At 71.0% G+C, this 25,426-nt stretch carries 20 protein-coding genes; 5 read left to right on the top strand and 15 right to left on the bottom strand.

The window, feature by feature from the left end:
- Nucleotides 1-110: 110 nt before the first annotated feature.
- The 3 genes from QSK26_RS33835 to QSK26_RS33825 are packed head-to-tail and all read left to right on the top strand — an operon-like array spanning nt 111 to nt 9,732.
- The gene (locus QSK26_RS33835; RefSeq protein WP_285779390.1) at nt 111-3,317 is read left to right on the top strand and encodes a hypothetical protein; all 3,207 of its coding nucleotides are present in this window, start codon (nt 111-113) and stop codon (nt 3,315-3,317) included.
- A 14-nt stretch (nt 3,318-3,331) separates the two neighbouring features.
- A complete protein-coding gene (locus tag QSK26_RS33830) occupies nt 3,332-9,526 on the top strand; it encodes an RHS repeat domain-containing protein (protein WP_285779389.1) in 6,195 nt (2,064 codons plus the stop codon).
- 17 nt (nt 9,527-9,543) lie between these two features.
- The gene (locus QSK26_RS33825) at nt 9,544-9,732 is read left to right on the top strand and encodes a hypothetical protein (protein WP_285779388.1); all 189 of its coding nucleotides are present in this window, start codon (nt 9,544-9,546) and stop codon (nt 9,730-9,732) included.
- A gap of 82 nt (nt 9,733-9,814) precedes the next feature.
- Here the strand turns inward: QSK26_RS33825 and QSK26_RS33820 are convergent, their stop codons facing one another.
- The gene (locus QSK26_RS33820) at nt 9,815-10,591 is read right to left on the bottom strand and encodes an SDR family NAD(P)-dependent oxidoreductase (protein ID WP_285779387.1); all 777 of its coding nucleotides are present in this window, start codon (nt 10,589-10,591) and stop codon (nt 9,815-9,817) included.
- A 90-nt stretch (nt 10,592-10,681) separates the two neighbouring features.
- Here QSK26_RS33820 and QSK26_RS33815 point away from each other — a divergent pair, with 90 nt between their 5' ends.
- Nucleotides 10,682-11,635, top strand: coding sequence for a LysR substrate-binding domain-containing protein (locus tag QSK26_RS33815; protein ID WP_285779386.1), 954 nt, complete (start codon nt 10,682-10,684; stop codon nt 11,633-11,635).
- Between the two features lie 8 nt (nt 11,636-11,643).
- On the opposite strand, the gene QSK26_RS33810 is transcribed toward QSK26_RS33815, so the two are convergent.
- The 14 genes from QSK26_RS33810 to QSK26_RS33745 all read right to left on the bottom strand — a co-directional run bounded on the left by QSK26_RS33810 (nt 11,644) and on the right by QSK26_RS33745 (nt 24,921).
- The gene (locus QSK26_RS33810) at nt 11,644-12,639 is read right to left on the bottom strand and encodes an amidohydrolase family protein (protein ID WP_285779385.1); all 996 of its coding nucleotides are present in this window, start codon (nt 12,637-12,639) and stop codon (nt 11,644-11,646) included.
- A gap of 4 nt (nt 12,640-12,643) precedes the next feature.
- Entirely contained in the window at nt 12,644-13,171 is a 528-nt protein-coding gene (locus tag QSK26_RS33805; protein WP_285779384.1) for a 3-hydroxyanthranilate 3,4-dioxygenase, read from the bottom strand.
- On the bottom strand, nt 13,168-13,623 hold the full coding sequence (locus tag QSK26_RS33800; RefSeq protein ID WP_285779383.1) for a RidA family protein: 456 nt from the start codon (nt 13,621-13,623) through the stop codon (nt 13,168-13,170). The genes QSK26_RS33805 and QSK26_RS33800 overlap by 4 nt, the downstream gene beginning before the upstream one ends.
- On the bottom strand, nt 13,620-14,411 hold the full coding sequence (locus QSK26_RS33795; protein ID WP_285779382.1) for a 2-keto-4-pentenoate hydratase: 792 nt from the start codon (nt 14,409-14,411) through the stop codon (nt 13,620-13,622). The genes QSK26_RS33800 and QSK26_RS33795 overlap by 4 nt, the downstream gene beginning before the upstream one ends.
- Entirely contained in the window at nt 14,408-15,475 is a 1,068-nt protein-coding gene (dmpG, locus tag QSK26_RS33790; RefSeq protein ID WP_285779381.1) for a 4-hydroxy-2-oxovalerate aldolase, read from the bottom strand. Before dmpG ends, QSK26_RS33795 begins: the two co-directional genes overlap by 4 nt.
- On the bottom strand, nt 15,472-16,419 hold the full coding sequence (locus QSK26_RS33785; RefSeq protein WP_285779380.1) for an acetaldehyde dehydrogenase (acetylating): 948 nt from the start codon (nt 16,417-16,419) through the stop codon (nt 15,472-15,474). Before QSK26_RS33785 ends, dmpG begins: the two co-directional genes overlap by 4 nt.
- Complete coding sequence (locus tag QSK26_RS33780; RefSeq protein ID WP_285779379.1) at nt 16,419-17,210, bottom strand: 2-keto-4-pentenoate hydratase; 792 nt, start codon at nt 17,208-17,210, stop codon at nt 16,419-16,421. Before QSK26_RS33780 ends, QSK26_RS33785 begins: the two co-directional genes overlap by 1 nt.
- Nucleotides 17,207-18,685 carry a 2-hydroxymuconic semialdehyde dehydrogenase gene (locus QSK26_RS33775; RefSeq protein WP_285779378.1) on the bottom strand — a complete coding sequence of 493 codons (1,479 nt, stop codon included), beginning with the start codon at nt 18,683-18,685 and terminating at the stop codon, nt 17,207-17,209. The genes QSK26_RS33780 and QSK26_RS33775 overlap by 4 nt, the downstream gene beginning before the upstream one ends.
- A gap of 94 nt (nt 18,686-18,779) precedes the next feature.
- On the bottom strand, nt 18,780-19,514 hold the full coding sequence (locus QSK26_RS33770; RefSeq protein ID WP_285779377.1) for an ABC transporter ATP-binding protein: 735 nt from the start codon (nt 19,512-19,514) through the stop codon (nt 18,780-18,782).
- Nucleotides 19,511-20,365 carry an ABC transporter ATP-binding protein gene (locus tag QSK26_RS33765; protein WP_285779376.1) on the bottom strand — a complete coding sequence of 285 codons (855 nt, stop codon included), beginning with the start codon at nt 20,363-20,365 and terminating at the stop codon, nt 19,511-19,513. Before QSK26_RS33765 ends, QSK26_RS33770 begins: the two co-directional genes overlap by 4 nt.
- Entirely contained in the window at nt 20,358-21,326 is a 969-nt protein-coding gene (locus QSK26_RS33760; RefSeq protein ID WP_285779375.1) for a branched-chain amino acid ABC transporter permease, read from the bottom strand. The genes QSK26_RS33765 and QSK26_RS33760 overlap by 8 nt, the downstream gene beginning before the upstream one ends.
- A gap of 14 nt (nt 21,327-21,340) precedes the next feature.
- Nucleotides 21,341-22,681 (bottom strand): branched-chain amino acid ABC transporter permease, encoded by a 1,341-nt coding sequence (locus QSK26_RS33755; protein WP_285779374.1) that lies wholly within the window; start codon nt 22,679-22,681, stop codon nt 21,341-21,343.
- Nucleotides 22,682-22,759: 78 nt separating this feature from the next.
- Nucleotides 22,760-24,058, bottom strand: coding sequence for an ABC transporter substrate-binding protein (locus QSK26_RS33750; RefSeq protein WP_285779373.1), 1,299 nt, complete (start codon nt 24,056-24,058; stop codon nt 22,760-22,762).
- Nucleotides 24,059-24,570: 512 nt separating this feature from the next.
- Nucleotides 24,571-24,921: a winged helix-turn-helix transcriptional regulator gene (locus QSK26_RS33745; RefSeq protein WP_285779372.1), complete on the bottom strand. Its 351-nt coding sequence runs from the start codon at nt 24,919-24,921 to the stop codon at nt 24,571-24,573.
- A 49-nt stretch (nt 24,922-24,970) separates the two neighbouring features.
- On the opposite strand from QSK26_RS33745, the gene QSK26_RS33740 reads away from it, so the two are divergent.
- The gene (locus tag QSK26_RS33740) at nt 24,971-25,405 is read left to right on the top strand and encodes a TIGR03618 family F420-dependent PPOX class oxidoreductase (protein ID WP_285779371.1); all 435 of its coding nucleotides are present in this window, start codon (nt 24,971-24,973) and stop codon (nt 25,403-25,405) included.
- Nucleotides 25,406-25,426 lie beyond the last annotated feature (21 nt).

Here is a 25,426-nt window from a genome sequence, read left to right as displayed (position 1 = left end):
GCGAATGGTGGCCCGCGCCTTCGGCGTGCACTGATCGAGATCGGAGCCAGAAAATGAGGCCATCGCGTCTGCGGTGGAGCACGGGAGCGGCGGTCCTGACGGTCGCAGTCATGGCCGGTGGCGCGCTCGCGCCGGCCGCGGCGGCCGACCCCGTACCCCGGACGATCGCGGAGGAGCCGGCCCCCCAGGCCACCTCACCGGTCCAGGAGAGGGGCGCGCCCCCGCCCGCCGAACCGGCCGCCACGGCGGAGGCGGCGCCGGAGCCGGCGCGGCCCACGCCCGTGGAGGCCAGGGCACTGGTGCGGGCCCGCGAGACCGGCAGGCCGGTCGAGGTCCTCGACCGGCGCACCGAGACCAAAGAGGTGACCGCCAACCCCGACGGCAGCCTCACCCTGCGCCAGCACCTGCGGCCGGTGTGGAGCCGGGCCACCGGCGAGTGGCGGCGGATCGACCCCACCCTGCGCAGGCAGGAGGACGGGACCGTCGCGCCGGTGGCCACGACGTTCGGCATGGCCTTCTCAGGCGGCGGCGAAGGGCCGCTGGCCACCCTGGTCAAGGAGGGCAGGAGCCTGACCCTGACCTGGCCGGACCCGCTGCCCGACCCCGTCGTGTCCGGCAGCGAGCTGACCTATCCCGAGGTGCTGCCCGGCGTCGATCTGCGGATCCTGGTGGAGGCGGACAACTTCGTCAACCACCTGATCGTCAAGGACGCCAAGGCCGCGGCGAACCCCCGGCTCCGGACGCTGACCTTCGGCCTGGGCGGAAAGGGGCTGCGCCTGGCCTCCGACGCGCAGGGCGGGCTCGCCGCGATCGACGACACGGGCCGGTCGCTCCTCTTCGCGCCGCGCCCCCTGATGTGGGACTCCTCCTCCGCCGCCAAGGCCACCGCGAAGGCCGCGAAGGCCGCGAAGGCCGGGGCACCGGCCGGGCGACCCACCGAACCCGCGGAGACCGGACCGGTCAGGAGCGCGCACATGACGGCGGCGGTCGAGGGTGACGCGCTGCGGATCGTGCCGGACCGGGCGATGCTCGACGACCCGGCCACGGTGTACCCGGTCACCATCGACCCGATCTTCAACGACGGCTACCAGAACCACTGGTCGATCGCCTACAAGCAGGCCGGTTCGCCGTCGCTCGCGGACACCGCGTTCTACGACGGCACCAAGAAGATCGGCAGCGAGAACCCGGTCGAGGGGCGGGTGGGCTACGAGGACTGGACCGGCGGCACGGCCCGCACCTACTTCCAGATGAACACCGACGACCTGCGGGGCTCCCGGATCGTCTCGGCCACGTTCAACGTCTTCAACTCCTACTCCTACAGCTGCACCGGGATGCCGGTGCAGCTCGGCTGGACCTCCGGCATCGGCGCCTCCACCACCTGGAACAACCAGCCGACGTGGAAGAAGACGCTGCAGACGAAGTCCTTCGCGCACGGCTGGTCCACCAGTTGCGCCGGCGGAGGTGAGGACTACTCCGCCGTCGCGTTGCGTGCGGCCCTGCAGGAGAACGCCGACCTGCGCGGCTCCCAGATCACCCTGGGGCTGCGCGCCGAGCCCGGCACCGAGGACGACCCGCGGAGCTGGAAGCGTTTCCGGGTCAACTCCACCAACCCGGTGCTGGAGGTCGCCTACAACCACATGCCGGTGGTCAACTCCAAGGCCGCCTACGTGGGCGCGTGGCACAACAACTCCAGTGACGTGGCGCTCCGCTGCGACAACAACCCCGCGACCTGGCCGCTGATCGGCAACACGGGAGTGGGTCTCACCGCCAGGGTGAGCGACCCGAACGGCGGCAACGTCACGGCGAAGTTCCTGGTCTGGCAGGCGGGCGGGGCCACCGTGGCCACCCCCTCGGACGCCGTGACGAGCGGCGGGACCGCGAGTGCGACCGTCGGCGCCGCGACGTTCAAGGACGGCACCGGCTACCGGTGGACCGTACAGGCCACCGACGGCATCGACATCACGGGCGGCTCCGGCGACTGCGGTTTCCAGGTGGACAAGCTGGCGCCGACCAAGCCGACGGTGACCGCGGCCGACGGGCACCCGCTGGACGTCGCCGAGGTGGCGGCCCGCAAGGCCCGGTCGATCCGGTTCGCCTCCAGAGACCTGCACCTCGACGGCTTCTGCTACGCGCTCAACCACCCGCTGTCGATCGGCGGCGGGAAGTGCTCGGACGGCACCTGGGTGAAGGCCGGCGCGGACGGCACGGCGACGGTGAACGTGACGCCGCCCCGGTGGCCGAACAACCGGCTGCACGTCGTCGCCTACGACACGGCCGGCAACGTCTCCTCCTACAGCGGCGCGGCCTCGGCCGTGGAGTCGAACACCACGCTGATCGTCACCGCGGCCCCCGAGTTCGTCGCCGACCCCGACGGCGTCGTGAACGGCGACCGGGACGGCGACCTGAACGGCGACGGCCACCCGGACTTCCTGGCGGTCGCCAAGGACGGCCGGCTCCTCTACTACACCGGCAAGGGCGACGGCACGATCGCCTGGAACCGCACCTTCCCCAGCGGCTGGAACGGCGCCCAGCTCGCCCACCGCGGTGACCTCGTCGGCCCGGAGGACGGCATGGGCAAGGACGGCTACGAGGACGTCTTCGTGCTCAAGGACGACCGGCTGTGGCTCTACCCCGGCGACGGGCTGGGCGAGCCGCTGGTGTGGGGCCGCCGCGAGCTGAGGCACCCGGGTGGCGGCACCTGGGCGGCGGCCACCCAGGTGATCGCCCCCGGCAACATCGACGGCAGGCTCGGCGTGGACCTCGTCGTCAACGAGGGCGGCAGGCTGCTCCTGTTCTCCGGCACCCAGGCCGGGCCGCCGGCCACCGCGGCCAACGGCGAACTCGCCGCCCCGGCCGTGCTCGGCGCGTCGGGCTGGGCGGACAACGACGTGATCATGCCGGGCGAGGTCACCCCCGACGTGAACGGCGACGGCACCCCGGAGGAGGCCGGCGTCACCGACCTGATCGCCAGGAACCGCACCACCGGCGAGGTGTGGCTGCACCCCGGTACGCACGACGCCGCGGGCGCCTACACCCTCGCGCCGCGCAGGGCCTACGGCGTCGGCGGCTGGACCGTCGCCAGCCGGCCGACCTTCACCTCCAACGGCAACGCGCAGGGCACGGTCGTCACCGTGGACGGCGCCAAGCGGTTCCAGCCGCTGGCCGGCCAGGAGACGCCCGACATCTGGTCGACCGCGCCCGGCGGCGCCGACGACACCGGGGTGCTCTACTTCTACGCCTGCACGCCGGTGGACCGCGGCCTGGTCACCCAGATCGGCGATTCCGCCTGGACCTCCAACATGGCCGGCATCTACTGATGGGAACGCATCGGATGACGCACACGCCGGCAGCCGGCCGTACTCGCCGGCTACTCCAGGCGGGGAAGTCCCGCACCGCCCGGCTCATCGCCGTCGGCCTCACCGGCGTGATGGCGGCCACCTTCCTGTACCCCGCGCCCGCGACCGCGCAGGCCGCCGAGTTCAAGCTCAGGCCCGTGCAGCGGGAGACGTCGGTCGCCGGAAGCCAGGTGGCCAAGGACGCCGCCACGCGGCCGAGCGAGACCGACGAGCGCCCCTGGAAGCCGCGGACCCCGATCACCTGGCCGCGCGGCGCGGCCGAGGCCGTCCCCGGACGCGCCGCCGGTGACCTGCCCGTACGGCTGGCCCGCGGGCCCGCCAAGGTCAGGGTCGAGGTGGCGGACCGTGCCGCCGCCCAGCGGGCGGGCGTGGACGGCCTGCTCATGACGCTGCGCAGGGCCGACGGCGGGACCGGCTCCAAGCGGTCCGCCGTCGAGGTCGACTACAAGAAGCTGACCGGGGCGTTCGGCGCCGACTGGGCGTCCAGGCTCACCCTGCTCCAGCTTCCCGCCTGCGCGCTGACCACGCCGGACGAGGAGGAGTGCAGGACCGGGCAGCCGCTTCCCGCCAGGAACGACGCCGCCACCGGCACCCTCACCGCCGACGTGGACGTGGCGGAGGCGACCGTGCTGGCCGCCGCCGCCGCGCCCGCGGGATCGAGCGGCACCTACACCGCCACCTCGCTCGCGCCCTCCGGCTCGTGGTCGAGCGGCGGCAACTCCGGCGCCTTCGGCTACAGCTACGACATCGACGTGCCGTCGACGCCCGGCGAGCTGGAGCCCGGCGTGTCCCTGCAGTACTCCTCCTCCACGGTCGACGGCAGGACCGCGGCGACCAACAATCAGCCGTCCTGGCTGGGTGAGGGCTGGGACTACGACCCGGGTTACATCGAGCGTAGCTACATGGGCTGCAGGGACGACAGGACCGCGGGCGCCAACAACCCGGACAAGGTGGGCGACCTGTGCTGGAAGTCCGACAACGCCACCCTGACCGTGGACGGCTCGTCCACCTCGCTGGTGCGTGACGACGACACCGGGACGTGGCGGCTCGCCGACGACGACGGCTCCAAGGTCGAGCACCTGAAGGGCACCGACACCGACACCGCCAACGGCGACGACGACAACGAGTACTGGAAGATCACCAAGACCGACGGCACGCAGTTCTGGTTCGGCAAGAACCGGCTGCCCGGCTGGACCACCGGCAAGCCGGAGACCGGCTCGGGCCGCTCGGTGCCCGTCTACGGCAACCACGAGGGCGAGCCCTGCCACGGCACCGCCTGGACCAGCTCCTTCTGCGACCAGATGTGGCGCTGGCAGCTCGACTACGTCGTGGACGCGCACGGCAACGCGATGGCGTACTACTACGCCAAGGAGACCGGCGCCTACGCCAAGAACAAGACGGCCACCGCCACCGCCTCCTACGTGCGCGGCGGCTACCCGACCAGGATCGAGTACGGCCTGCGGGCCGGGCAGGTGTACTCGGCCGCGGCCCCGGCCAAGGTCGTCTTCGGGGTGAGCGAGCGCTGCCTGGCCACCTGCACCACGTTCGACACCGCGCACGCGGCCAACTGGCCGGACACCCCGGTGGACCAGAACTGCACGATGGCCCAGACGTGCAAGGCGATCGCCCCCACCTTCTGGTCGCGCAAGCGGCTCACCTCGATCACCACCCAGGTGCTCAGCGGCTCCGCCTACGTGGACGTGGACTCCTGGACCCTCGCCCAGCAGTTCCCCGGCACCGGCGACGCCTCCACCGCCGCGCTCTGGCTGGCGTCGATCACCCGTACCGGCAAGGCAGCCGGTTCCGCGATCACGCTGCCGGCCGTGACCTTCGGCGGCACGCTGATGGAGAACCGGGTGGACGCGGCCGAGGGGAGGCCGCCGCTGAACAAGTACCGCCTCACCCGGATCAGCACCGAGTCCGGCGCCGACACGCTGATCACCTACTCCGCCAAGGACTGCGCCTACAACGCGACCCCGGCGCCCGACACCAACACCCGGCGCTGCTTCCCCGCCTTCTGGTCGCCCGAGGGGTACATCGACCCGATCAAGGACTGGTTCCACAAGTACGTCGTGACCAAGGTGGTCGAGGACGACAAGGTGGCGGGCACCGGCTCGGAGTCCAAGATCACCTCCTACGAGTACCTCGGCGGCGCGGCCTGGCGGCGTGACGACGCCGAGTTCACCTTGGACAAGCACCGGACATGGAGCGTCTTCCGCGGCTACGGGCGGGTCCGGGTCAAGGTGGGCGTCACGAACCGGACGCAGAGCGACACGATCTTCTACCGGGGCATGGACGGCGACAAGCTCGCCGACGGCTCCACCAGGCGGGCCACGGTCGAGGACTCCGAGGGCGGCAAGGTGGACGACGCCGACGTCCTCGCGGGCGCCACCCGGGAGATCATCACCTACACCGGGGAGAACGGGCAGATCGCCACGGCAGCGGTGTCCGACCCGTGGCTGTCGGCCGTCACCGCCTCGCGGGCCAGGCCCGGCCTGCCCGCGCTGATCGCCCGGATGGAGGACGTCGCCAAGGTCCGGTCCCGCACGCTGGTCACCGTGCCGGGCGGCACGGCGTGGCGGCGCACCCAGGTGGACTCGGCCTACAACGGCGACGGCCTGATCACCCAGGTGAGCGACCAGGGCGACGTGGCCGTCACCGGCGACGAGGAGTGCGTCCGCACCACCTACACTGCCCGCGACACCGCGAACTGGCTCGTCGGGTTCATCGCCTCCTCGCTCACCACGTCGGCGACCTGCGCCACGCCGGCCTCGGCCGCCAACACGGTCGGCGAGGAGCGGCTGTCCTACGACGCGCAGGCGGTCGGCGCCGCGCCGGTCGCGGGTAAGGCCAACGTCACCAGGACCGAGACGCTGTCGGAGTTCACCGACGGCAGGCCGGTCTACGTGGCGACCACCGCCGGTTACGACGTCTACGGCCGGACCACCGTCTCGACCGACGAGCGGGGCAACACCACCCGCACGGCCTACCTCCCGGCCACCGGCGCGCTGCCCACCGCCAAGACCGTGACCAACGCCAAGGATCATGTCACCACGGTCACCCTGGACGGTAAGCGCGGCCTGATCCTGTCGGAGAAGGACGCCAACGGCCGCATGTCCTACTCCGACCACGACGCCCTCGGCCGGCTCACCGCGGTCTGGCCGGCCGGGCGGGCGAAGACGGCCTCGGCCAGCATGACCTTCGCCTACGCGGTCTCCACCACCGCCCCGACCGCCGTGACCAGGAAGGACCTGCTGGAGAACGGGACGTACAAGACCTCGGTCACGCTGTACGACGGTCTGCTGCGCTCGCGGCAGACGCAGACCGCGGCGCCCGGCGGCGGCCGGGTGGTCACGGACAGCCTCTACGACGCGCACGGCAGGGTGTGGAAGACCAACGACGCCTACTGGAACTCCGCCGCCCCCGCCGCGTCCCTGCTCGGCGTGGCGGACAACCTCGTGCCCACGCAGACCGAGACGCTCTTCGACGGCCAGGGCCGCACGGTCGCGGAGGTCTACAAGTCGCTGAACGTCGAGAAGTGGCGGACCACCACGGTCCAGGGCGGCAACTACACCGCCATCGTCCCGCCCGACGGCGACACGGCCACCCTCACCGTCAGCGACGCCGAAGGGCGCACCACCGAGCTGCGCCAGTACAAGGGCCGCGACCCGGATTTCGACGCCCCCGCCTCGGCCTACGACGCCACCCGCTACACCTACGACCCGGCGGGACGGCTCGACACCGTCGTGGACCCGGTGGGCAACACCTGGACCTACGACTACGACCTGCGCGGCAACCAGACCCTCGCGTCCGACCCGGACCGGGGCGTGACCAGGACGACCTACGACGCGGCGGGGAACATCTCCTCCACCACGGACGCGCGCGGGGTCACGCTCTCCTACACCTACGACGTGCTCAACCGCAAGACCCGCCTCACCGAGGGCTCGGTCAAGCGGGCCGAGTGGAGCTACGACACCCTGGCGGGTGGCAAGGGCATGCCGGTCACCGACACCCGGTGGCACGACGGCAACCCCTACACGATCGCGGTCAGGGGCTACGACTCGGCGGGCCGCGGAACCGGTACCACGGTGACGATCCCGGCGGCCGAGGGCGCCCTCGCCGGCACGTACACCACGAGCACCACCTTCAAGCCGGTCAGCGGGCTCCTCGCCACCACGTCCTACCCGGCGGGGGGCGGCCTGCCCGCGGAGACGGTCAACCACGGCTACACCGCCTTCGGCGACCCGGCCTCCCTGGACAACGGCAGCACGCTGTACGTGAACGGCACGCAGTACTCGCCGCACGGTGAGGTGCTGCAGACCGTGCTCGGCGACGTCGGCTCCCGGGTCGTGCGCACGATGGTGTACGAGGACACCACCCGCCGCCTGGCCCAGGTGGTGAACGACCGGGAGCACACCGGCGTGCAGACGATCAGCGACGTGGCCTACCGCTACGACGCGTCGGGCAACGTGCTGAAGATGCGTGACGAGCGGGACGACAGGAGCCGCACCGACACGCAGTGCTACCGCTACGACCACCTGCGCAGGCTCACCGAGGCGTGGACGGCCCTCGCCGACTGCGCCGAGGACGAGGAGCCCACCGCGGCCACGGTCGGCGGCCCCGAGCCGTACTGGCAGTCGTTCGCGTTCGACGCGGTGGGCAACCGGACCTCCGAGACCCGGCACGCCGTCACCGGCGGCACCGGTGACACCGTCAGGACCTACACCTACCCGGCGGCGCGCCAGGCCCAGCCGCACACGCTGACGCAGGTCGCCGGTACGGGACCGGGCGCGAGGACCGACTCCTACGAGTACGACCCGACCGGCAACACCACCCGGCGGGTCACCGCCCTGGGCGACCAGCGGCTGACCTGGGATCCCGAGGGGCGTCTCGCCACCTCGACCGTCGCGGGCAAGGAGACCTCGTTCGTCTACGACGCCGACGGGGAGCGGCTGCTCCGCCGTGAACCCGACGCCGTCACCCTGTACCTCGCCGACGACCAGGAGCTCAAGCTCACCCGGGCGACGGGCAAGGTCAGCGGCACCCGCTTCTACGAGGGCCCGGAGTCGACCGTCGTCCGCACCTCCGACGGCGGGCTGAACTACGTGCTGGCCGACCACCACGACACCGGCGCGCTGTCCGTCGACGCCAGGACGCTCGCCTACACCCGCCGCTCGACCACGCCGTACGGCGCCGTGCGCGGCCAGGCCCCGGCCTCCTGGCCGGGAGAACGCGGCTTCGTCGGCGGCACGATCGACTCCTCGACCGGGCTGACCCAGCTCGGCGCCCGCGAGTACGACCCGGACACCGGCCGGTTCGTCTCCGTCGACCCGATCATGGATCTCACCGATCCGCAGCAGATCAACGGCTACGCCTACGCCAGCAACAACCCGGTCACCTGGGAGGACGCCTCCGGCGAGCGGGTCTGCGACGGTGCGCAGTGCCAGGCGGAGGGCATCCGCCCCGACGGCCAGCCGATCAAGAAGCCGAAGGCGAAGAAGAAGCCCAAGGCGACGGTGAAGCGGTCCACCGGCGTGCTGAGGAGTCCCCGGATCAGTCCGCAGAACTGCCCCACCTACGAGTGCTACCGCCAGGTCACCGACGCGGACTACGCCGAGCAGACCCGTAAGCGGCTGGAGGAGCTCAACCGGCGGAACGCCGAGCGGCTCAGGATGGAACGGCAGATCGAGAAGCTCCAGCAGCAACTGGCTGAGGCGAACAAGAAGGTCAAGAAGAAGAAGCCGTGGTGGCGGAAGGCGATCCGGGAGGTCGGGAAGGCCGTCATGGTGGCGGGTGCGCTGGGGGCGACCGTCGCCTGCGGGGTCTCCATCGTGTGCGGGGTCGCGGTGGGCGCCGGTGTGGCCATGCTCGGGTACACGATGGTCAACGCGGGCGAGGACACCTGGCACTGGGGTGACTTCGCCCTGACCGGCGCCCTGGGCGGTCTCACGGGTGGTGCCGGCCGGATCTACCAGGGCGGACGGGACGCGTACAAGGCGGCCAGAGGGGTCTCCGCGGTCCGGCTGAACCGGGGCGCGCGAACTCTCCCCTCCGTGACGTCCAGGACCGACGCCGTCTGGGGCGCGAAGTTCATGAACAAGTACCAGTGGCAGTGGAAGCTGAAGCCGACGAAGTTCAGCCCCGAGATGCTCAAGCCGCCGTACCGGTAGCCGGAAGGGAGCACAAGGTGATCGTGAACTACCGCGCGACCTTCCGCAGGCCGCGCAACCTCAGGGTCCTGGCCACGGTGGTGGTGTTGTGCGTGGCCGCAGACCTGTGGCTGGACGCCTTCGTCGCCACCCTGCTGATGGTCGTGATCGGCGCGGTGGGGTCGGCCTTCCTGGACGTCGTCCATCGGAACGGGTCTGAGGGCTGATCACCGGAACCTGGGACGCCGGCGGCCCTCGGAAGGGGCCGTCGGCGTTCCGGGTTCGGCGCGGGTGCCGTCCGGCGGCGCGCTACACCGACTTCGTCGAGCCGCCGTCGACGACCAGGTCGATCCCGGTGACGTAGGAGGCGTCGGCGGACACCAGGAACGCGATGGCCGCGGCGACCTCGTCGGCGCGGCCCGGGCGGCCGAGGCTGATCCTGCGTTCCGCGCGGACGAACTCCCGCACGGCCTCCTCCCGGGGAAGCCCGAGACGGGCCGATAGCCCGTCCACGAACCCGCCGGGCTGATCCCAGAGCGGCGTGCGGATGGAACCCGGCGAGACCGAGTTGACCCGCACGCCGTGCGGGCCGAACTCCTCCGACAGCGTCTTGGCCAGCGTGACCAGGCCGGCCTTGGTGACGGCGTAGTCGACGAAGTAGGGGTCGGGCGTCCGGCCGGTGGTCGAGGCGACGAACACCACGGCGCCCCGGCGGGACGCCTGGAGGGCGGGGAGGGCGGCCCGGGAGACCCGGACGGCGCTCATGACGTTGACGGTCCACGTCGTCGCCCAGTCGTCGTCGGCCGTGTTCACGAACGAGGCGCGGGTGGGTGCGATGCCGACGTTGTTGACGAGGACGTCGAGCCGGCCGAAACGGTCCAGCGCGGCGTCGACCAGGGTGGTGCCCGCCTCCGCGCCGGCCAGGTCGACGTGCACGTGGTGGAGTCCGGGCGGCTGGTGGGCGGGCCGCGCCAGGTCGCCCGAGACCACCTGCGCCCCGTCGGCGATCAGCCGCCGTACCGTCGCCTCCCCGATGCCGGACGAACCTCCGGTCACGACCGCGATCAACCCGCTGAGATCGGTCATCTAGCACCTCTTACTGCTGCTATAGCTATATAGAGCGAAATTCGCGCCATTACATACCTTTTCTGACATAGTGGCATTACCATCGAGCGCATGCACAATCCCAAGCTGCTCGACGGACGGCTCAAGCTGCGGCATCTCGTCCTGGTCGACGTGCTGAGCGCGCAGGGCACCGTGATCGGCGCGGCCAGAGAGCTGCACGTGACGCAGCCCGTCGTGACGCGCAGCCTCCAGGAGCTTGAGCAGGTGCTGGGCGTCGCCCTCTACGACCGAGGCCCGCGCGGCCTCACCGCCACCGACTTCGGCGTCGCCTTCACGGCGCACGCGCGCGCCGTGCTCTCCCAGCTCTCCCAGGCGGCACGGCACCTCACCGAGATCGCCGAAGCGGAACGCGGGATCGTGGTCGTGGGAACCCACCTCACCGGGTCCAACCTGCTGATCCCCCGGGCGATCGCCGCGCTCAAGGCCGAACGCCCGCTGGTGACCGTGGTCGTGCGCGAGGGCGGAACGGACATGCTGCTGGCCGAGCTCGAATCGGGACGGCTCGACGTCATCGTCGGCCGTCTCACCTCGCCGTCCGACGAACGGCTCGTGCGCCGCACGCTGTACCAGGAGTCGGTACGCGTCGTGGTCGGCGCACAGCATCCGCTCGCCGAGCGTCCGGACATCCGGCTGGACGACCTGGCGGGCTATCCGTGGATCCTGCCCGGGGTGGAGACGGTGCTCCGGCGCGAGCTTGAGACGTACTTCCTCGAGAACGGGTTCGAGCTGCCGCAGAACCGGGTGGAGACGACGTCGTTCCTCACCGTGCGGCAGCTTCTCGTCGAGACCCACAACATCGCGGTGATGCCGGAGCTCATCGCGCGCGAGGACCCGCGGATCTCGACGCTGCCCATCTCGCTGAAGCGCATCGGGCACAGCGTCGGCCTGACGCTCCAGGCCGGCCGCCGCCTCAACCCCGCGACCACCGCGCTGATCGACATCCTCCGCCGCACCGCCCGCGACCTGGCCCTGCCGTCCGCCGAACCGAGCGAGCGGGCCCCGTGACCGGTGCGCTAGAGCCCCAGGAAGGTCTCGGCGTTACCGCGCAGGATCGCCCGGCGTTCGCCGTCACCGAGGTGCGGGCTCGTGTGCACCACGCGACCGGCCGGACGCTCTCCCAGCGGATAGGGGTAGTCGCTGCCGAGCAGCACCCGGTCGGCGCCGACCGTGTCCACGAGTAACCGCAGCGCCCGATGGTCGAAGACCACCGAATCGGTGTAGAAGCGGCCGAGGTAGTGCGACGGCGGGTGCTCCGACGTCCCGATGACGTCGTGGCGCTGGTGCCAGGCGTTGTCCATCCGCCCGACCCAGAAGGCGAAGGAACCGCCTCCGTGCGCGAAACAGATCCGCAGGCCGGGATCGATCCGGTCGAACACGCCGCCGAGGATCAGGGCGAGGATCGACAGATGTGTCTCGGCGGGCATCCCCGTCAGCCACTGCGCCATCCACCGGTCCAGCCGCGCCGACTTCGCCATGTCCCACGGGTGGACGAACACCGGAACGTCCAGCGAGGCCGCGTGCTGCAGGAAGGTCACGATCCCCGCGCTGTCCAGATCCCGGTCGCCCACGTGGTTCCCGATCTCGACCCCGCGATGGCCGTTGGCGATCGACCGTTCGAGCTCCCGGCAGGCCGCGTCGGTGTCCTGGAGCGGCACCTGGCAGAACGGCAGCAGCCGCCGCGGGGCCGGCGCGCAGATGTCGAGCGCCAGATCGTTGAAGATCGCCGAGATCTTGGCCCCCTGGACGGCGGACCGGCCGTAGGAGAAGAACGCGGGCGTCGGCGAGAGGACCTGGACGTCCACCCCGTCGGCGTCCATCTCGGCGACGCGCACCTCGGCGTCCCAGCAGTTGTCGCGGATGGCGCGGAACTCCTGGGAACCCATCATGATCATGGCCTCGCGTTCGGAGTCGACGCGCAACCAGGGGACGGGCTCGTCCACCGTCCCCAGGTCGGGCCAGCCACGCGGGACGTAGTGCGTGTGCACGTCGATGGAGCCGCTCGCGGTCACGGCCTCAGCCCTTGCCCGGGTGCACGGTTCCGCAGTTGCCACAGGTGCGGCCCTCCTCGCTCTGGTAGAACGCCTCGAACACGGGCGGGAGGTCGGCGACGATGTCCCGCACCTGGAGCTCCACCTCGTGCACGAGGTTGGCGCAGTTGGGGCAGTACCAGCGGAACTTCTCCAGCGTCCCCTCCTTCCGGACCCGTTCGACGACCAGCCCGATCGAGCCCTCCTGCGGACGCTGCGGCGAGTGCGGCAGATTGCCGGGGAGGAGCCACACCTCGCCCTCCCCGATGTGCACGGTCCGCGGGCCCTCCGGCGTCATGAGATCGACGTGGATGTCGCCCTTGATCTGGTAGAACCACTCCTCGTAGGGATCCACGTGGTAGTCGGTCCGCTGGTTCGGGCCGCCCACCACCTGGACGATGAAGTCCGTGCCCGTGTGGATGGCCTGGTTGTTCACCGGCGGCCTCAGCAGATGCTCGTGTTCACTGATCCACGAGGCGAAGTTGATCGGTGCCGGGTAGAGCGCGTTCGTCACGTGCGTTGTCCTTGGTCGGTTGCGTGCGGGTGTGGGTTCCGGGCGATCACCTGCATCTCGATCAGCAGGTGCGGGTGGGGGAGCTGGTGGACCGCGACCGTGGTCCGCGTCGGGCCGTCCTCGTCGAAGAACTCGGCGTAGACCTCGTTGAACCCGCCGAAGTCGTTCATGGACGTGAGATAGGCGGTCACCTGGAGAACGTCCGGCAGCGACGCCCCGACCTCGCCGAGGATCCGCTCGATGTTCTCGATGACCGCGCGGGTCTGCGCGCGGATGTCGAGGTCGGTCGTGCCGAGCTCGTCGACCTCGACCCCGGCGAAGGTGTTGTCCGGCCGCCGCGAGCTGGTCCCCGACACGAACACCAGGTCGCCCGCGACCTTCACATGCGGGAACCTGCCGCGCGGGCGGGCGATTCCGGCGATCGTACGGCTGCCGTCGTGCCGATCCGTCATGACGTGCCGCCTCCGCTCCGGTCCCGGGTCACCCGCACCGACACCCGGCCCAGGCCGGCCACCTGCCCGGTGACGACGCCCTCGGTCAGCGGGACCGCCGCGGTCGCCGCGCCGGCCAGGATGATGTCACCCGCCCGGATCCGGATCGCGTGGCGGCGGCAGATCCCCGCCAGGAGCCGCAGTCCGCGCAGGGGATCTCCGAGGATGGCTCCGGTGGTACCGGCCGCTACGGTCTGTGGCCCGAGGGTCATCCGCACCGCCAGGTTGCCGAGCGGGCGCATGGGGGCCCACGGCCCGACGACGAACGCCGCCGCGGACGTGTTGTCGGCGATCACGTCCGCGTAGGTGAACCGGAAGTCCCGGTAGCGCGAGTCGATGATCTCCAGGGCGGGGGCCACGGCGTCCACCGCGTTCACGACGGAGGCCCGCGGGTCCTCCAGGTCGACGTCCCGGGCGACGCGGAAGGCCACCTCCGGCTCGACCCTCGGCTGGATCAGGCCGCCGAGGCCGAGGTCCCCGCCGTCGGGGACGTCCATCGCGTCGGTGAGCCGGCCGACGATGACGTCGTGCACGCCCATCTGGCGCATCTTCGCCCGGCTCGTGAAGCCGAGCTTGAGCCCGACCGGCTGTTCCCCGCGCGACTGCCGGCGCGACACCAGGTGCCGCTGCACCCGGTACGCGCTCGCCACGTCCCAGTCCTCCGGCCGGCCGGTGACCGCGCGCGCCGACGTCTGGGCGTCGTCCAGCTCATGCGCGAGCCGTACGACCTCGCTCTCCTCCAGGCTCATCGGTTCTCCTTGTCCACAGCGATGTCAACGGCGACGTCCACGGCGATATCAACGGCGGCGGCGTCGGCGGCCACCAGGTCGAGGGCGACGTCGGCGAGCATGTCCTCCTGGCCGCCGACGAGCCGGCGGCGGCCCGCCTCCATCAGGACGGCGCGCGTGTCGAGGCCGTGCCTTCCGGCCGCCTGCCTGGCGTGCAGCAGGAAGCTGGAGTACACCCCCGCGTATCCCAGCGTCAGCGTCTCGCGGTCCACCCTGACGGGATGCGCGCGGAGCGGGCGGACGATGTCGTCGGCCGCGTCCTGAAGGGCGAAGAGGTCGCACCCGTGCTGCCAGCCCAGCAGGTCGGCCACCGCCACGAAGGGCTCCGCCGGGCAGTTGCCCGCGCCCGCGCCCTGCCCGGCCAGCGCCACGTCCACCCGTACGGCTCCGTGCTCGACGGCGGTCACGCTGTTCGCCACCGAGAGCGAGAGGTTCTCGTGCGCGTGGATCCCGATCTCGGTAGCCGGGTCCAGCACCTCACGGTAGGCGTCCACCCGGGCGGCGACGTCACGGCCGGTCAGGCGGCCCCCCGAGTCGGTGATGTACACGCAGTTGGCTCCGTACGACTCCATGAGCGCGGCCTGCGCCGCGAGCGTCGCGGGATCGACCATGTGACTCAGCATGAGGAACCCGGAGACGTCCATGTCATGGGACCGCGCCCAGTCGATGTGCTGCGCCGCGACGTCGGCCTCGGTGCAGTGCGTCGCGATCCTGACGCTGGTGACGCCGTGCCGGTGCGCCCGTTCCAGGTCCTTGATCGTGCCGATGCCCGGGATGAGCAACGTGGTGAGCCTGGCGTGGCGCAGCACCTCGGCCGCCGCCTCGATCCACTCCAGGTCGGAGTGGGCGCCGAAACCGTAGTTCGCGCTCGAACCGCCGAGACCGTCACCGTGCGCGACCTCGACGGCGGCCACCCCGGCCGCGTCCACGGCCGCCGCGATCCTGCGCACGTGTTCGGTCGTGTACGCGTGTCCCATCGCGTGCATCCCGTCGCGCAGGGTCACGTCCTGGATGTAGAGCCTCACAGCGCCGCCCCCTCGCGGAGTTCGAGGATCCGCTCGGCCGTCCGCAGGGCCGCCGAGGTCATGATGTCGAGGTTGCCGGCGTACTCCGGCAGGTAGTGGCCGGCTCCGGACACCTCCAGGTAGACCGAGACCTTGGTGCCGGTGAACGCGCGGCCGAGGGCCGGGACGTACGCGCCGGTCAGCCGGTCGAACTGGATGGCCTGCTTGAGCCGGTACCCGGGGACGTACCCACGGACCCGCTCGGCCATGTCGCCGACCGCCCGTGTCACCGCGTTCCTGTCGAGGTCCGCGCCGTCCTCCACCAGGCAGTAGACGGTGTCCCGCATGATGATGGGGGGATCGGCCGGATTGAGGATGATGATCGCCTTGCCGACCCCGGCGCCGCCGACGGACTCGATCGCACGGCTCGTGGTCTCGGTGAACTCGTCGATGTTGGCACGGGTGCCCGGCCCGGCCGAGCGCGACGCGATGGACGCGACGATCTCGGCGTAGGCCACCGGGGCGACCCGCGCGACGGCCGCGACGACGGGGATGGTCGCCTGCCCGCCGCACGTCACCATGTTCACGTTGTCCGCGAAGTGCATCTCGTCCAGGTTGACCGTCGGCACGGCGTAGGGGCCCAGGGCCGCCGGCGTCAGGTCGATCATGAGCTTCCCGTGCCGGCGCGCGAACGCGGCATGCCGTTCGTGCGCTCCGGCGGAGGTCGCGTCGAAGATCACCGCCGCGTCGTGGAACTGGGGCAGGCCCTCCAGCCCGTCGACGCCGTCCGCGGTCGTCGCGACACCCCGCCTGCGGGCCCGGGCCAGACCGTCGGAGTCCGGGTCGATGCCGACCATGGCCGCCATGGAGAGCCGCTTCGAGAGCCGCTCGACCTTGAACATGAGATCCGTTCCGATGTTGCCGGAGCCGATGACGACGGCTCCCGCCTTCCGGTGCGCGGACATCACTTTCCCCGTTCTACGAAGGTGACCTCGACCTGGCCGAGTCCGGACAGCCGGGCCGTGAACCGCCCGGGGCCCGGCACGTCGACCATCGGCCCGAGCGCGCCGGTCATGATGACGTCGCCGGCGCGCGGAGGCCGGCCGCGGCGGACGAGCTCACGCGCGAGCCAGGTGGCCGCGACGACCGGCGATCCCATGCACGCCGCGCCCGAGCCGTGGGAGACGTCCTCGCCGTCGTGTTCCAGCACCATGCCGACCTCGGCGAGGTCGAGGCCGTCGAGGGATCGGGGGGTCGTCCCGAGCACGACCCCGCCGCTGGAGGCGTTGTCGGCGATCGTGTCGCCGATCGTGATGTCCCAGCCGGCGATCCGCGAGTCCACGATCTCGATCGCCGGCAGGACGAAGCCGGTCGCGCGGAGCACGTCGGCCACCGACGGCGAGGGCGTCTCGATGTCCGTCGCGAGCACGAACGCGACCTCGGCCTCCACCCGGGGCTGCAGGAAGGCGCCGCGTTCCAGCTCGCCGCCGTGGGAGTGCAGCATGTCGTCGAACACGAGCCCGAAGTCGGGCTGGAAGACGCCGAACTGCTCCTGCACCGGCTTCGAGGTGAGGCCGATCTTGTAACCTGCGACCCGGGACCCGGCCCGCTCACGCGCGGCGGCCACGGCCTCCTGGACGGCGTACGCCTGGTCCAGGTCGCCGGCGCCGATCAGATCCCGGACCGGGGGGCACGGTACGCCGTCTCGCGCGGCGGCCAGCAGCCGCTCCGCCGCGGCGCTGATGGTCGTCGTCATAGTTGCACGCACACATTCGTCGGTTCGGTGTAGAAGTGGAGGGACGCCTCGCCGCCCTCGCGGCCGATCCCCGACAGGCCCATGCCGCCGAACGGCGAGCGCAGGTCCCGCAGGAACCACGTGTTGACCCAGGACATGCCGACGTGCATCGCCTGCGCCACGCGGTGGCCGCGGGTGAGGTCGGAGGTCCACACGCTCGACGCGAGCCCGTAGTCGGTGTCGTTGGCCAGGGCGATCGCCTCCTCCTCGGAGTCGAACGGGATCAGGCCGGCCACCGGGCCGAACACCTCCTCCCGCATGGAACGTTCCCGCTGTCCCAGGCCCACCCAGATCGTGGGTTCGATCCACCAGCCGCCGGCCAGGTCCTCCGTCATCGACGGGACGCCGCCGCCGACGACGGTCGTCGCGCCCGCCTCCGCGGCCAGGCCGAAGTAGCCGAGCACCTTGTCGCGGTGAGCCCGGGAGATGAGCGGGCCCGTCGTCGTCGTCTCACTGCGCGGGTCGCCCAGGGTGAGCGACCTGGCCCGCGCGACGAGCCCGTTGACGACGTCGTCGAAGATCGGGCGCTGCACGTAGACGCGTTCGGTGCACAGGCACACCTGGCCGGTGTTGGAGAAGATCGACCGCTTGAGCCCTTCCAGGGTCGCGTCCAGGTCGGCGTCCGCGAACACGACGGCCGCGTTCTTGCCGCCGAGCTCGAAGGACACGGGCCGGACCCGCCCGGCGACGGATCGCATCACCTGCGAACCGGTGGCCGTCGAACCGGTGAACGTCACCCCGTCGATGCCGGGGTGCGTGGTGAGGAACTCGCCCGCCGACCCCCGGCCGAAACCGTGGACCACGTTGTAGACGCCGTCGGGCAGGCCCACCTCGCGCAGGACCTCGGCCAGCAGGGCCGCCGTCGACGGCGTCTCCTCGCTCGGCTTGACCACGACGGTATCGCCGCAGCCGAGCGCGGGCGCCACCTTCCAGGTCAGCAACAGCAGCGGCAGGTTCCACGGGACCACCACCGCGACGACGCCCAGCGGCTTGCGGACCGCGTAGTTGAGCGCGCGGCGCCCGTCCGCCAGTTCGGTCAGGAACGACGGCTGACCGGCCGCCCCGACGACGTCGGCGAAGGCGCGGAAATTGGCGACGGCGCGTGCGACGTCCACCTCGCGGGCGTGCGTCACCGGTTTGCCGGTGTCCCGCACCTCGGCCGCGACGAACTCCTCGAAGCGCTCCTCGATCCGGTCGGCCGCCCGCCTGAGCAGGGCGGTGCGGTCGTTCACCGACCAGGCCGACCACGGACCGCCGAGCGCGTCGCGTGCCGCTCGCACGGCGCGGTCCACCAGCGCGGCGTCGGCCTCGTGCACCCGTCCGGCGACCCGGCCGGTGGCGGGATCGACGTTGTCGAACAGCGACCCGGCGCCGGGCTCGGCGAACGCGCCGCCGACGAAGTTGTGGACGATGCCATCTGCGAACGCTGTGGTCATGCCCATATGCTCACCGCCGTCGGCCATGTTCCACAAATAGGATCTGCCGCATCCGTCATGCCCATATACGCATACCTCGCGATGTCGTGGTCCGTCATGCGTCACGCCCCAGGGTGCCGAGGTACAACTCGACGACCTTGGGATCGTTCACGAGTTCCCGGCCCGTCGCCGTGAAGGCGTTGGAGCCTTGGTCCAGCACGTATCCCCGGTCGCAGATCTCCAGGCAGCGGCGGGCGTTCTGCTCGACGATCACGACGCTCACGCCGGCGCGGTTGACGTTCCGGGTCTGCACGAACACCTCGTCCTGCATCTGCGGGGACAGCCCGGCGGACGGCTCGTCGAGCAGCAGGACCGAGGGGTCCATCATGAGCGCGCGGCCCATCGCCACCATCTGCCGTTCCCCGCCGGACAGCGATCCGGCCGGCTGGTGCCGTTTGCCGAGCAGTGAGGGGAACAGGTCGCCGACGAAGTCCAGCCGGGCGGCGAACTTCGCGGGCGCCTGGTAGCAGCCCATCTGGAGGTTCTCCTCGATCGAGAGGCTGGCGAAGACGTTGTCGGTCTGCGGGACGAAGCCGACGCCGCGCGCCACGAGCGTGTCCGCGCGCTCGTTGGTGATGTCCTCGCCGCGCAGCCGGACCGTCCCGCCGCGAATCGGCACGAGACCGAACAGCGACTTGAGCAGGGTCGACTTCCCCGCCCCGTTGGGCCCGATGATGCCGACCACCTCGCCCTCGTCGCACCGGAGGCCGGCCTTCCTGAGGATGTCGACCCCCGGCACATACCCCGCCACGAGGTCCTCGGCGACCAGCAGCTCAGAGGTGACGCTCATCGGCCCCGTCCCGCTCCCGGCGCCGCGGCGGCGTCGTCGAGGTCGCCGCCGAAGCGTTCCCCGAGATAGGCGGTCACCACCCGCTCGTCCTTCGTGACCTCCCGGGCGGTGCCCTCGGCGATCACGCGGCCCTGGGCCATGACGACGACGTGGTCGGAGATCTCGTGCACCATGTCCATGTCGTGCTCCACGAACAGCACGCTGACGCCGTCGTCGCGCAGGGACACGATGTGCTCGAGCAGAGACTGCTTGAGCGCCGGGTTGACCCCGGCCATGGGCTCGTCGAGCATCACCATCCGGGGCTCGACCATGAGCGCGCGGGCCATCTCCAGCAGCTTCCGCTGGCCGCCGGAGAGTGAGCCGGCCGGTTCATCGCGCTTGTCGTCCAGCAGGAACCGCGCCAGCAGCGCGCGGGCACGGGCGGTGTTCTCCTTCTCGCCCCTTCCCCACGCCAGGCTGAACGGAGCCAGCCAGAGCCGCTCGCCGAGCTGGCCCGGTGCGGCGATCCGCATGTTCTCCAGCACCGTCAGCCGGGAGAGGACCTTCGTCAGCTGAAAGGTGCGGACCATGCCCAGACGGGCGACCCGGTGCGGCGGCACACCCGCCAGCGGACGGCCGTCGAACGTCCACCGGCCGGCGTCCGGCCGGTCGAACCCGGTCAGCAGGTTGAACAACGTGGTCTTGCCCGCGCCGTTCGGCCCGATCAACGCCGTGATCTCGCCTCGCCGGATGGCCAGGTGGTCCACGTCGACGGCGGTGAATCCGCCGAATCGCCGCTCCACGTTCTCGACCCGGAGGATCACGGCCGGATCGGGTCCGGACCGGGCCGCGGCGGGGGTGCGTTCAGGCATGGAGCGCCATCTCCTTACGATCTCCGAAGATTCCTTGCGGCCGATAGATCATCAACACCACCAGGGCCACGCCCACCAGCACGAACCTGACCGTGCCGATCTGGTCGGCGGTCATCAGCCAGGCGGGGATGACCGGGTCCCGCCCCTCGGTCAGAGCGCCCAGGATCCCGCTGACCAGGGAGAGGCAGGCCCAGAAGGCGACCGCGCCCACGATCGGGCCCATGATCCGGGCCGCGCCGCCGAGGACGAGCATGGTGCACACGATGAACGTCAGGTCGAAGCTGAAGTTGTCCGGTTGCACGGAGTTCTGGCCCAGCGCGACGATGAATCCGCCCAGCGCGCCGATGAGGCCGCCGATCGCCAGCGCCTGCATCTTGAAGGCGTAGACGTTCTTCCCCAGGCTGCGCACCGCGTCCTCGTCCTCGCGGATCGCCTTGAGCACCCGGCCCCACGGCCCGCGCATGATCGACCAGACGAAGACGCTGACGATCACCACCAGCCCCCAGCCGACCGTCATGACCCACAGGTCGGCCGGCCGGTAACCGAGGAACGGCTGGTGGAAGGGGTTGGCCGCCTGGAACGCGGCGGAGAAGCCGGAGATGCCGTCCCGCCCGTGGAAGACGTCCTGGAAGGCCGCGCCGAAGAAGAGCCGCAGGACCTCCGCGGCGGCGATGGTCGCGATGGCGAGATAGTCCGCCCGCAGGCGCAGCGTCGGCAGGCCGAGCACCAGCCCCAGCGCGACGCTGCACAGCAGGCCGAGGCCGATCGCGGTGAAGAACGGCAGCCCGAGCCAGACGGACCCCACCGCGAACCCGTACGCGCCGACGGCGAGGAACCCGGCCTGCCCGAAGTTGATCAGGCCCGCGTACCCGAACTGCACGTTGAGCCCGATGGCGGCGAGGCAGAAGTACGCCGCGTCGACGGAGAAACCGGCCCGGAGGGCACCGGTCAGGATGTCCATGTCATTCCTCTCGATCAACCGATGCGCTGTGCGCGCCCGAGGAGTCCTTGCGGCCGGACGAGGAGCACGCCGATGAGCAGGAACAGCGCGGCGGCCACCTTGAGCTCGGACGGGATGACCAGCGTCGACATCTCGATCAGGGTGCCCACGAGCAGACTGCCGAGGACGGCCCCCCACACGGACCCGAGCCCGCCCACCGTGATGGCGGCGAACATCACCAGGAGTTGCAGCGCGCCGAGGTCGAATTTCACGGCCTGGCTGAAACCGAGGAGCAGGCCGCAGGTCGCGGCGAGCAGCGCGCCCACGGACCACACGGTGGTGATCACCCGGTTCACGTTGATGCCCGTCGACGCCGCGAGGGCCGGGTTGTCGGCCACCGCGCGCGTCGCACGGCCCAGGCGGGTCCGCTTGAGCGCGGTCGTCACGCCGACGACCAAAACCAGCGCGATCGCCGCGCAGACCACGTCGCGGACGGTGTACGTGATCGGGCCGAGCTGGTGGCCCTCCGGCGTCGTGTACTGGCGATACGTCTCGGTCCGCCCGCCGGTGAAGTACTGGTAGACGTTGCGCAGGATGAACTGCACCCCGATCGAGATGATCATCATGGCGACGACGCCGGTGCCCCGCCGCCGGATCGGGCGCCAGAAGAACCGGTCCTGCGCGAACCCGAACGCGCCGGCCAGGGCCACCGCGAGCAGTCCGGCCAGCCAGATGTCGACCCCCATCACGTTGAACGCGTACGTCACGAGCGCGCCGAACGTCACCATCTCGCCGTGCGCGAAGTTCGTCAGCCGGGTGGTGCCGAAGATCAGCGACAGCCCCAGCGCGCCGAGCGAGATGATCAGGCCGAAGTAGAAGCCGTTGAACAGGCTCTGCGGTACCTGGTCGGCCCAGCCCATCGTCCGGCGGTCGCCCTCGCCCAGCACGAAGGTGACCGTCAGCGGCAGGGTGCCCGAGACCGTCCTGGTGATCGGGTTGCGGCCGCCCTCGCGCAACGCCACGCCGTCCGGGAGCGAACCCTCGTCGAGTGCGATCGAGATGGGCCCGACCTTGAACGGCACCTCAAGCGAGAAACCGCCGTCCGGCCGGCTGACGGCGGAGTGCACGACGCCCGACGCGTCGGTCACCGTCACCTTGCCGCCGCCGACCGGCGTCGTGCCCGTCTCGTCGCGGTTGACCAGCTTGCCCGTCACCTTCACGGTTTCCGGGTCGTCGCCCCGGGCCGTGACTCCGGTCGTGACTCCGGCCGGGACTTCAGCCGGGGCGGCGGTGGACGCCGCCGCGGCCACGGCGGAGCCGGCGCCGAGGAAGACCATGACGAGCAGGACGAGACACAGGGCAGGACGCAACCGCACGGGGAACTCCAGGTACTGGTGAGAAGGGGGATGGGCGCCGTGGCGCCGTCGACTCGGCGCCACGGCCCGCGGGCCGTGCTACCGACCCATCCAGAGACCGGCCTTGATCAGCTCAGGGACGATCTTCTTGGTCTCGTCGAACCCGACGAGCGCGATGGCGTCCGGATCCGCCGCCTTGACGGCGTTGACCTCGGCGGTGAATCCGCCCGAGTCCGCCGCGTAGAAGCGGGTGGCGACGACGTTGCCGCCCGACGCCCCGAACGCCGCCTCGATGCCCGCGGCGAGCCCCTGCCCCCACGCGTCCTGCCGGACGAGGATCGCGATGTCGGTGTAGCCGTCGTTCGACATCGTGTTGGCGAGCACGCCGCCCTGCAAGGCGTCCGACTGCATCAGCCGGAAGAAGAGTCCCCTGTCGGGGAAGGTGTCGAACGCGGGGGAGGTCACCGAGGGGGAGATGTTGAGGACTCCCGCGTTCACGATCTTGTCGAGGACGCTGAGCGAGACGCTCGACGAGGCAGTCCCGACGATGACGTCCGCGTCCTGGTCGAGCAGCTTGTCGGTCTCCTGGGGCGCGATGTTGGGCGTTCCGTCGCCCGAGTCCGCGGAGACGAGCCGCACGTCCTCGCCCAGCACCCCGCCCTGGTCGTTCAGTTCGTCCACGGCCACCTTCACGCCGGCCGACATCGGCGGGCCGAGATAGGACAGGTCGCCGGTCTGCGGCAACAGGGAGCCGAACACCAGCCGGCCGTCCCCGGGCGCACCCGATCCGCTGATCTCCTGTTCCGGCAGCGGTTCGGGGTCGGCGGACACCTTGCCCGTCTCGTAGCCGATCGGCTGGTAGGTGTTGTCCTTGCCGTACTGGAAGACGCCCACGGAGGCGGCCGACGGGCTGCCGGTCCTGTTCAGGTCGATCGGGCCGCTCAGCCCGTCGAAGTCGATCTCGGATCCGGCCCTGAGCAGCTTCGCGCAGGCCGCGTAGGTGGTGCACTTCTCGCCCGGCGCGTTCGAGACGTCCCGCATCTTGGCGGCGATCAGGTTCGGCTTGTCGCTCTTCGCCGCCTCCGCCGCCAGAGCCGTCACGATCACCGAGTCGTACGACTCCACCGCGTAGGCGAAGTCCTTCAGGCCGGGGTCCACGGACAGCAGCCGATCGCGGAACTCGCCGGTCGACTTCCCGCCCGGGATGACCCCTTTCACGCCGTCGAACGTGCCGGCCTTGAACTCGTCGCCGTACTGGGTGGTGTTGCCGTCGACCAGATAGATCTGTGTCTTCTTCGCCGGCTGCGCGGCACCCTCCTGATCACCTGAGCCGGAACAGGCGGTGAGGCTCAGGGAGACCGCGATGGCGGCCGTCAGTCCTGTCAGTCTTCGATTCATGTGGTGCTCCAGATAGCGCGGCGTCGCCCTGTCCCCCCAGCCGGCGTGACGCTGATGTAGGTCGAGGATGCGGGCCACCACACATGCCCGTCCAATGTGTTTTCGCTGCCGCGCCATGCCCGTCCGGGCATGCCGTCTCCGTGGACGGCCGAGCGGACCTCGCGGGAATCGCCCGCGCCGGCACCCGCTCCCCACCAAGGCAGGCGTGGCGGTACGACCGTCCGCCGGGGCTTCCCGCGACAGCCGTACCGCCACGCCTGCCGTCCGAATCGGACGTCTCTCGACGGCGGTCACGGTGATCCCGATGGTCCCGTCCCGGTACCGGCAGGATCGCCTGCTCGCCGAGCCGGAGCCGGGTGCCCGCCTCTGTCGTCTCCTTCGGCTCCGGCCGGGGCTCCTCCGGGGCGGCGGACGTCCGCTGGCCGCCTTCGCGCGGTTCCTCTCTGAAAACTTTCTGAAACGGGGGCCTGTGCCCCGTCGAACGCGCTCCGCCGGTGACGGCGGGGTGGGGCTTAACCGGCGGCCAGGACGGCGTCGCCGTTCTCCTCAGCCCACCTGGTGAGCATGGCGATCGGCTCGATCAGGGTCGTGCCGAGGTCGGTGAGGGAGTATTCGACCCGCGGGGGCACCTCGGCGTACGCCTCCCTGCCGACCAGCCCGTATCGCTGCAGCCGGCGTAGCGTCTGGGTGAGCATCTTCTTGGAGATTCCGCCGATCAGCTCGACGAGTTCGCCGTGCCGGCGTGGCCCGCGGCTGAGCGCGTAGAGCACGACGACCGACCACTTGTCGGCGATGACCTCGACCGCCAGCCTGGCCGGGCAGTCGGCGAGGAAGACGTCGCCGGGGCGGTTGAAGTCACCCATGGTTCCCAGGGTACCGATCGGTTCCCATCGGGCTGCCTACAGTGGCGCCATGAGCGATCAGAAGATTCCGCCGAGCGCGTATCGGCTGTTCGAGACCGACCGGTATGCCACCTTCGTCACCGTCAATCCCGACGGCTCGCCCCAGGTCAGCCTCATGTGGGTGTCGCGGGACGGCGACGACCTGGTGTTCGGCGTGGAGGATCACCGGGTCAAGGTCCGCAACCTGCGGGCGGACCCGCGGGTCACGGTGATGGTGGAGGATGAGGGGAACACGCCGGAGGGACTGCGGCAGCACCTGGTCGTCCGCGGCACCGTGACCTTCGAGGGCCCGGGCATCCCCGACCGATTCGCCGCCTTCATGGATCGGCAGGCGCGAAGGTACCTCGGCACCGACTACCCCTTCGACAACCGCTTGTCGCCGACCGCGCTCATCGGCCGGGTCCGGGTGAGGCGGGTGTCCGGGATCGGCCCCTGGGCCGGCTGACCGGGACCCGCTCGGCGACCG

The sequence above is a fragment of the Microtetraspora sp. NBRC 13810 genome (assembly GCF_030268685.1).
GTDB lineage: Bacteria > Actinomycetota > Actinomycetes > Streptosporangiales > Streptosporangiaceae > BSRQ01.
The sequence above is the reverse complement of the archived record's forward strand: the minus strand, read 5'-3'. Positions and strand labels throughout refer to the sequence as shown.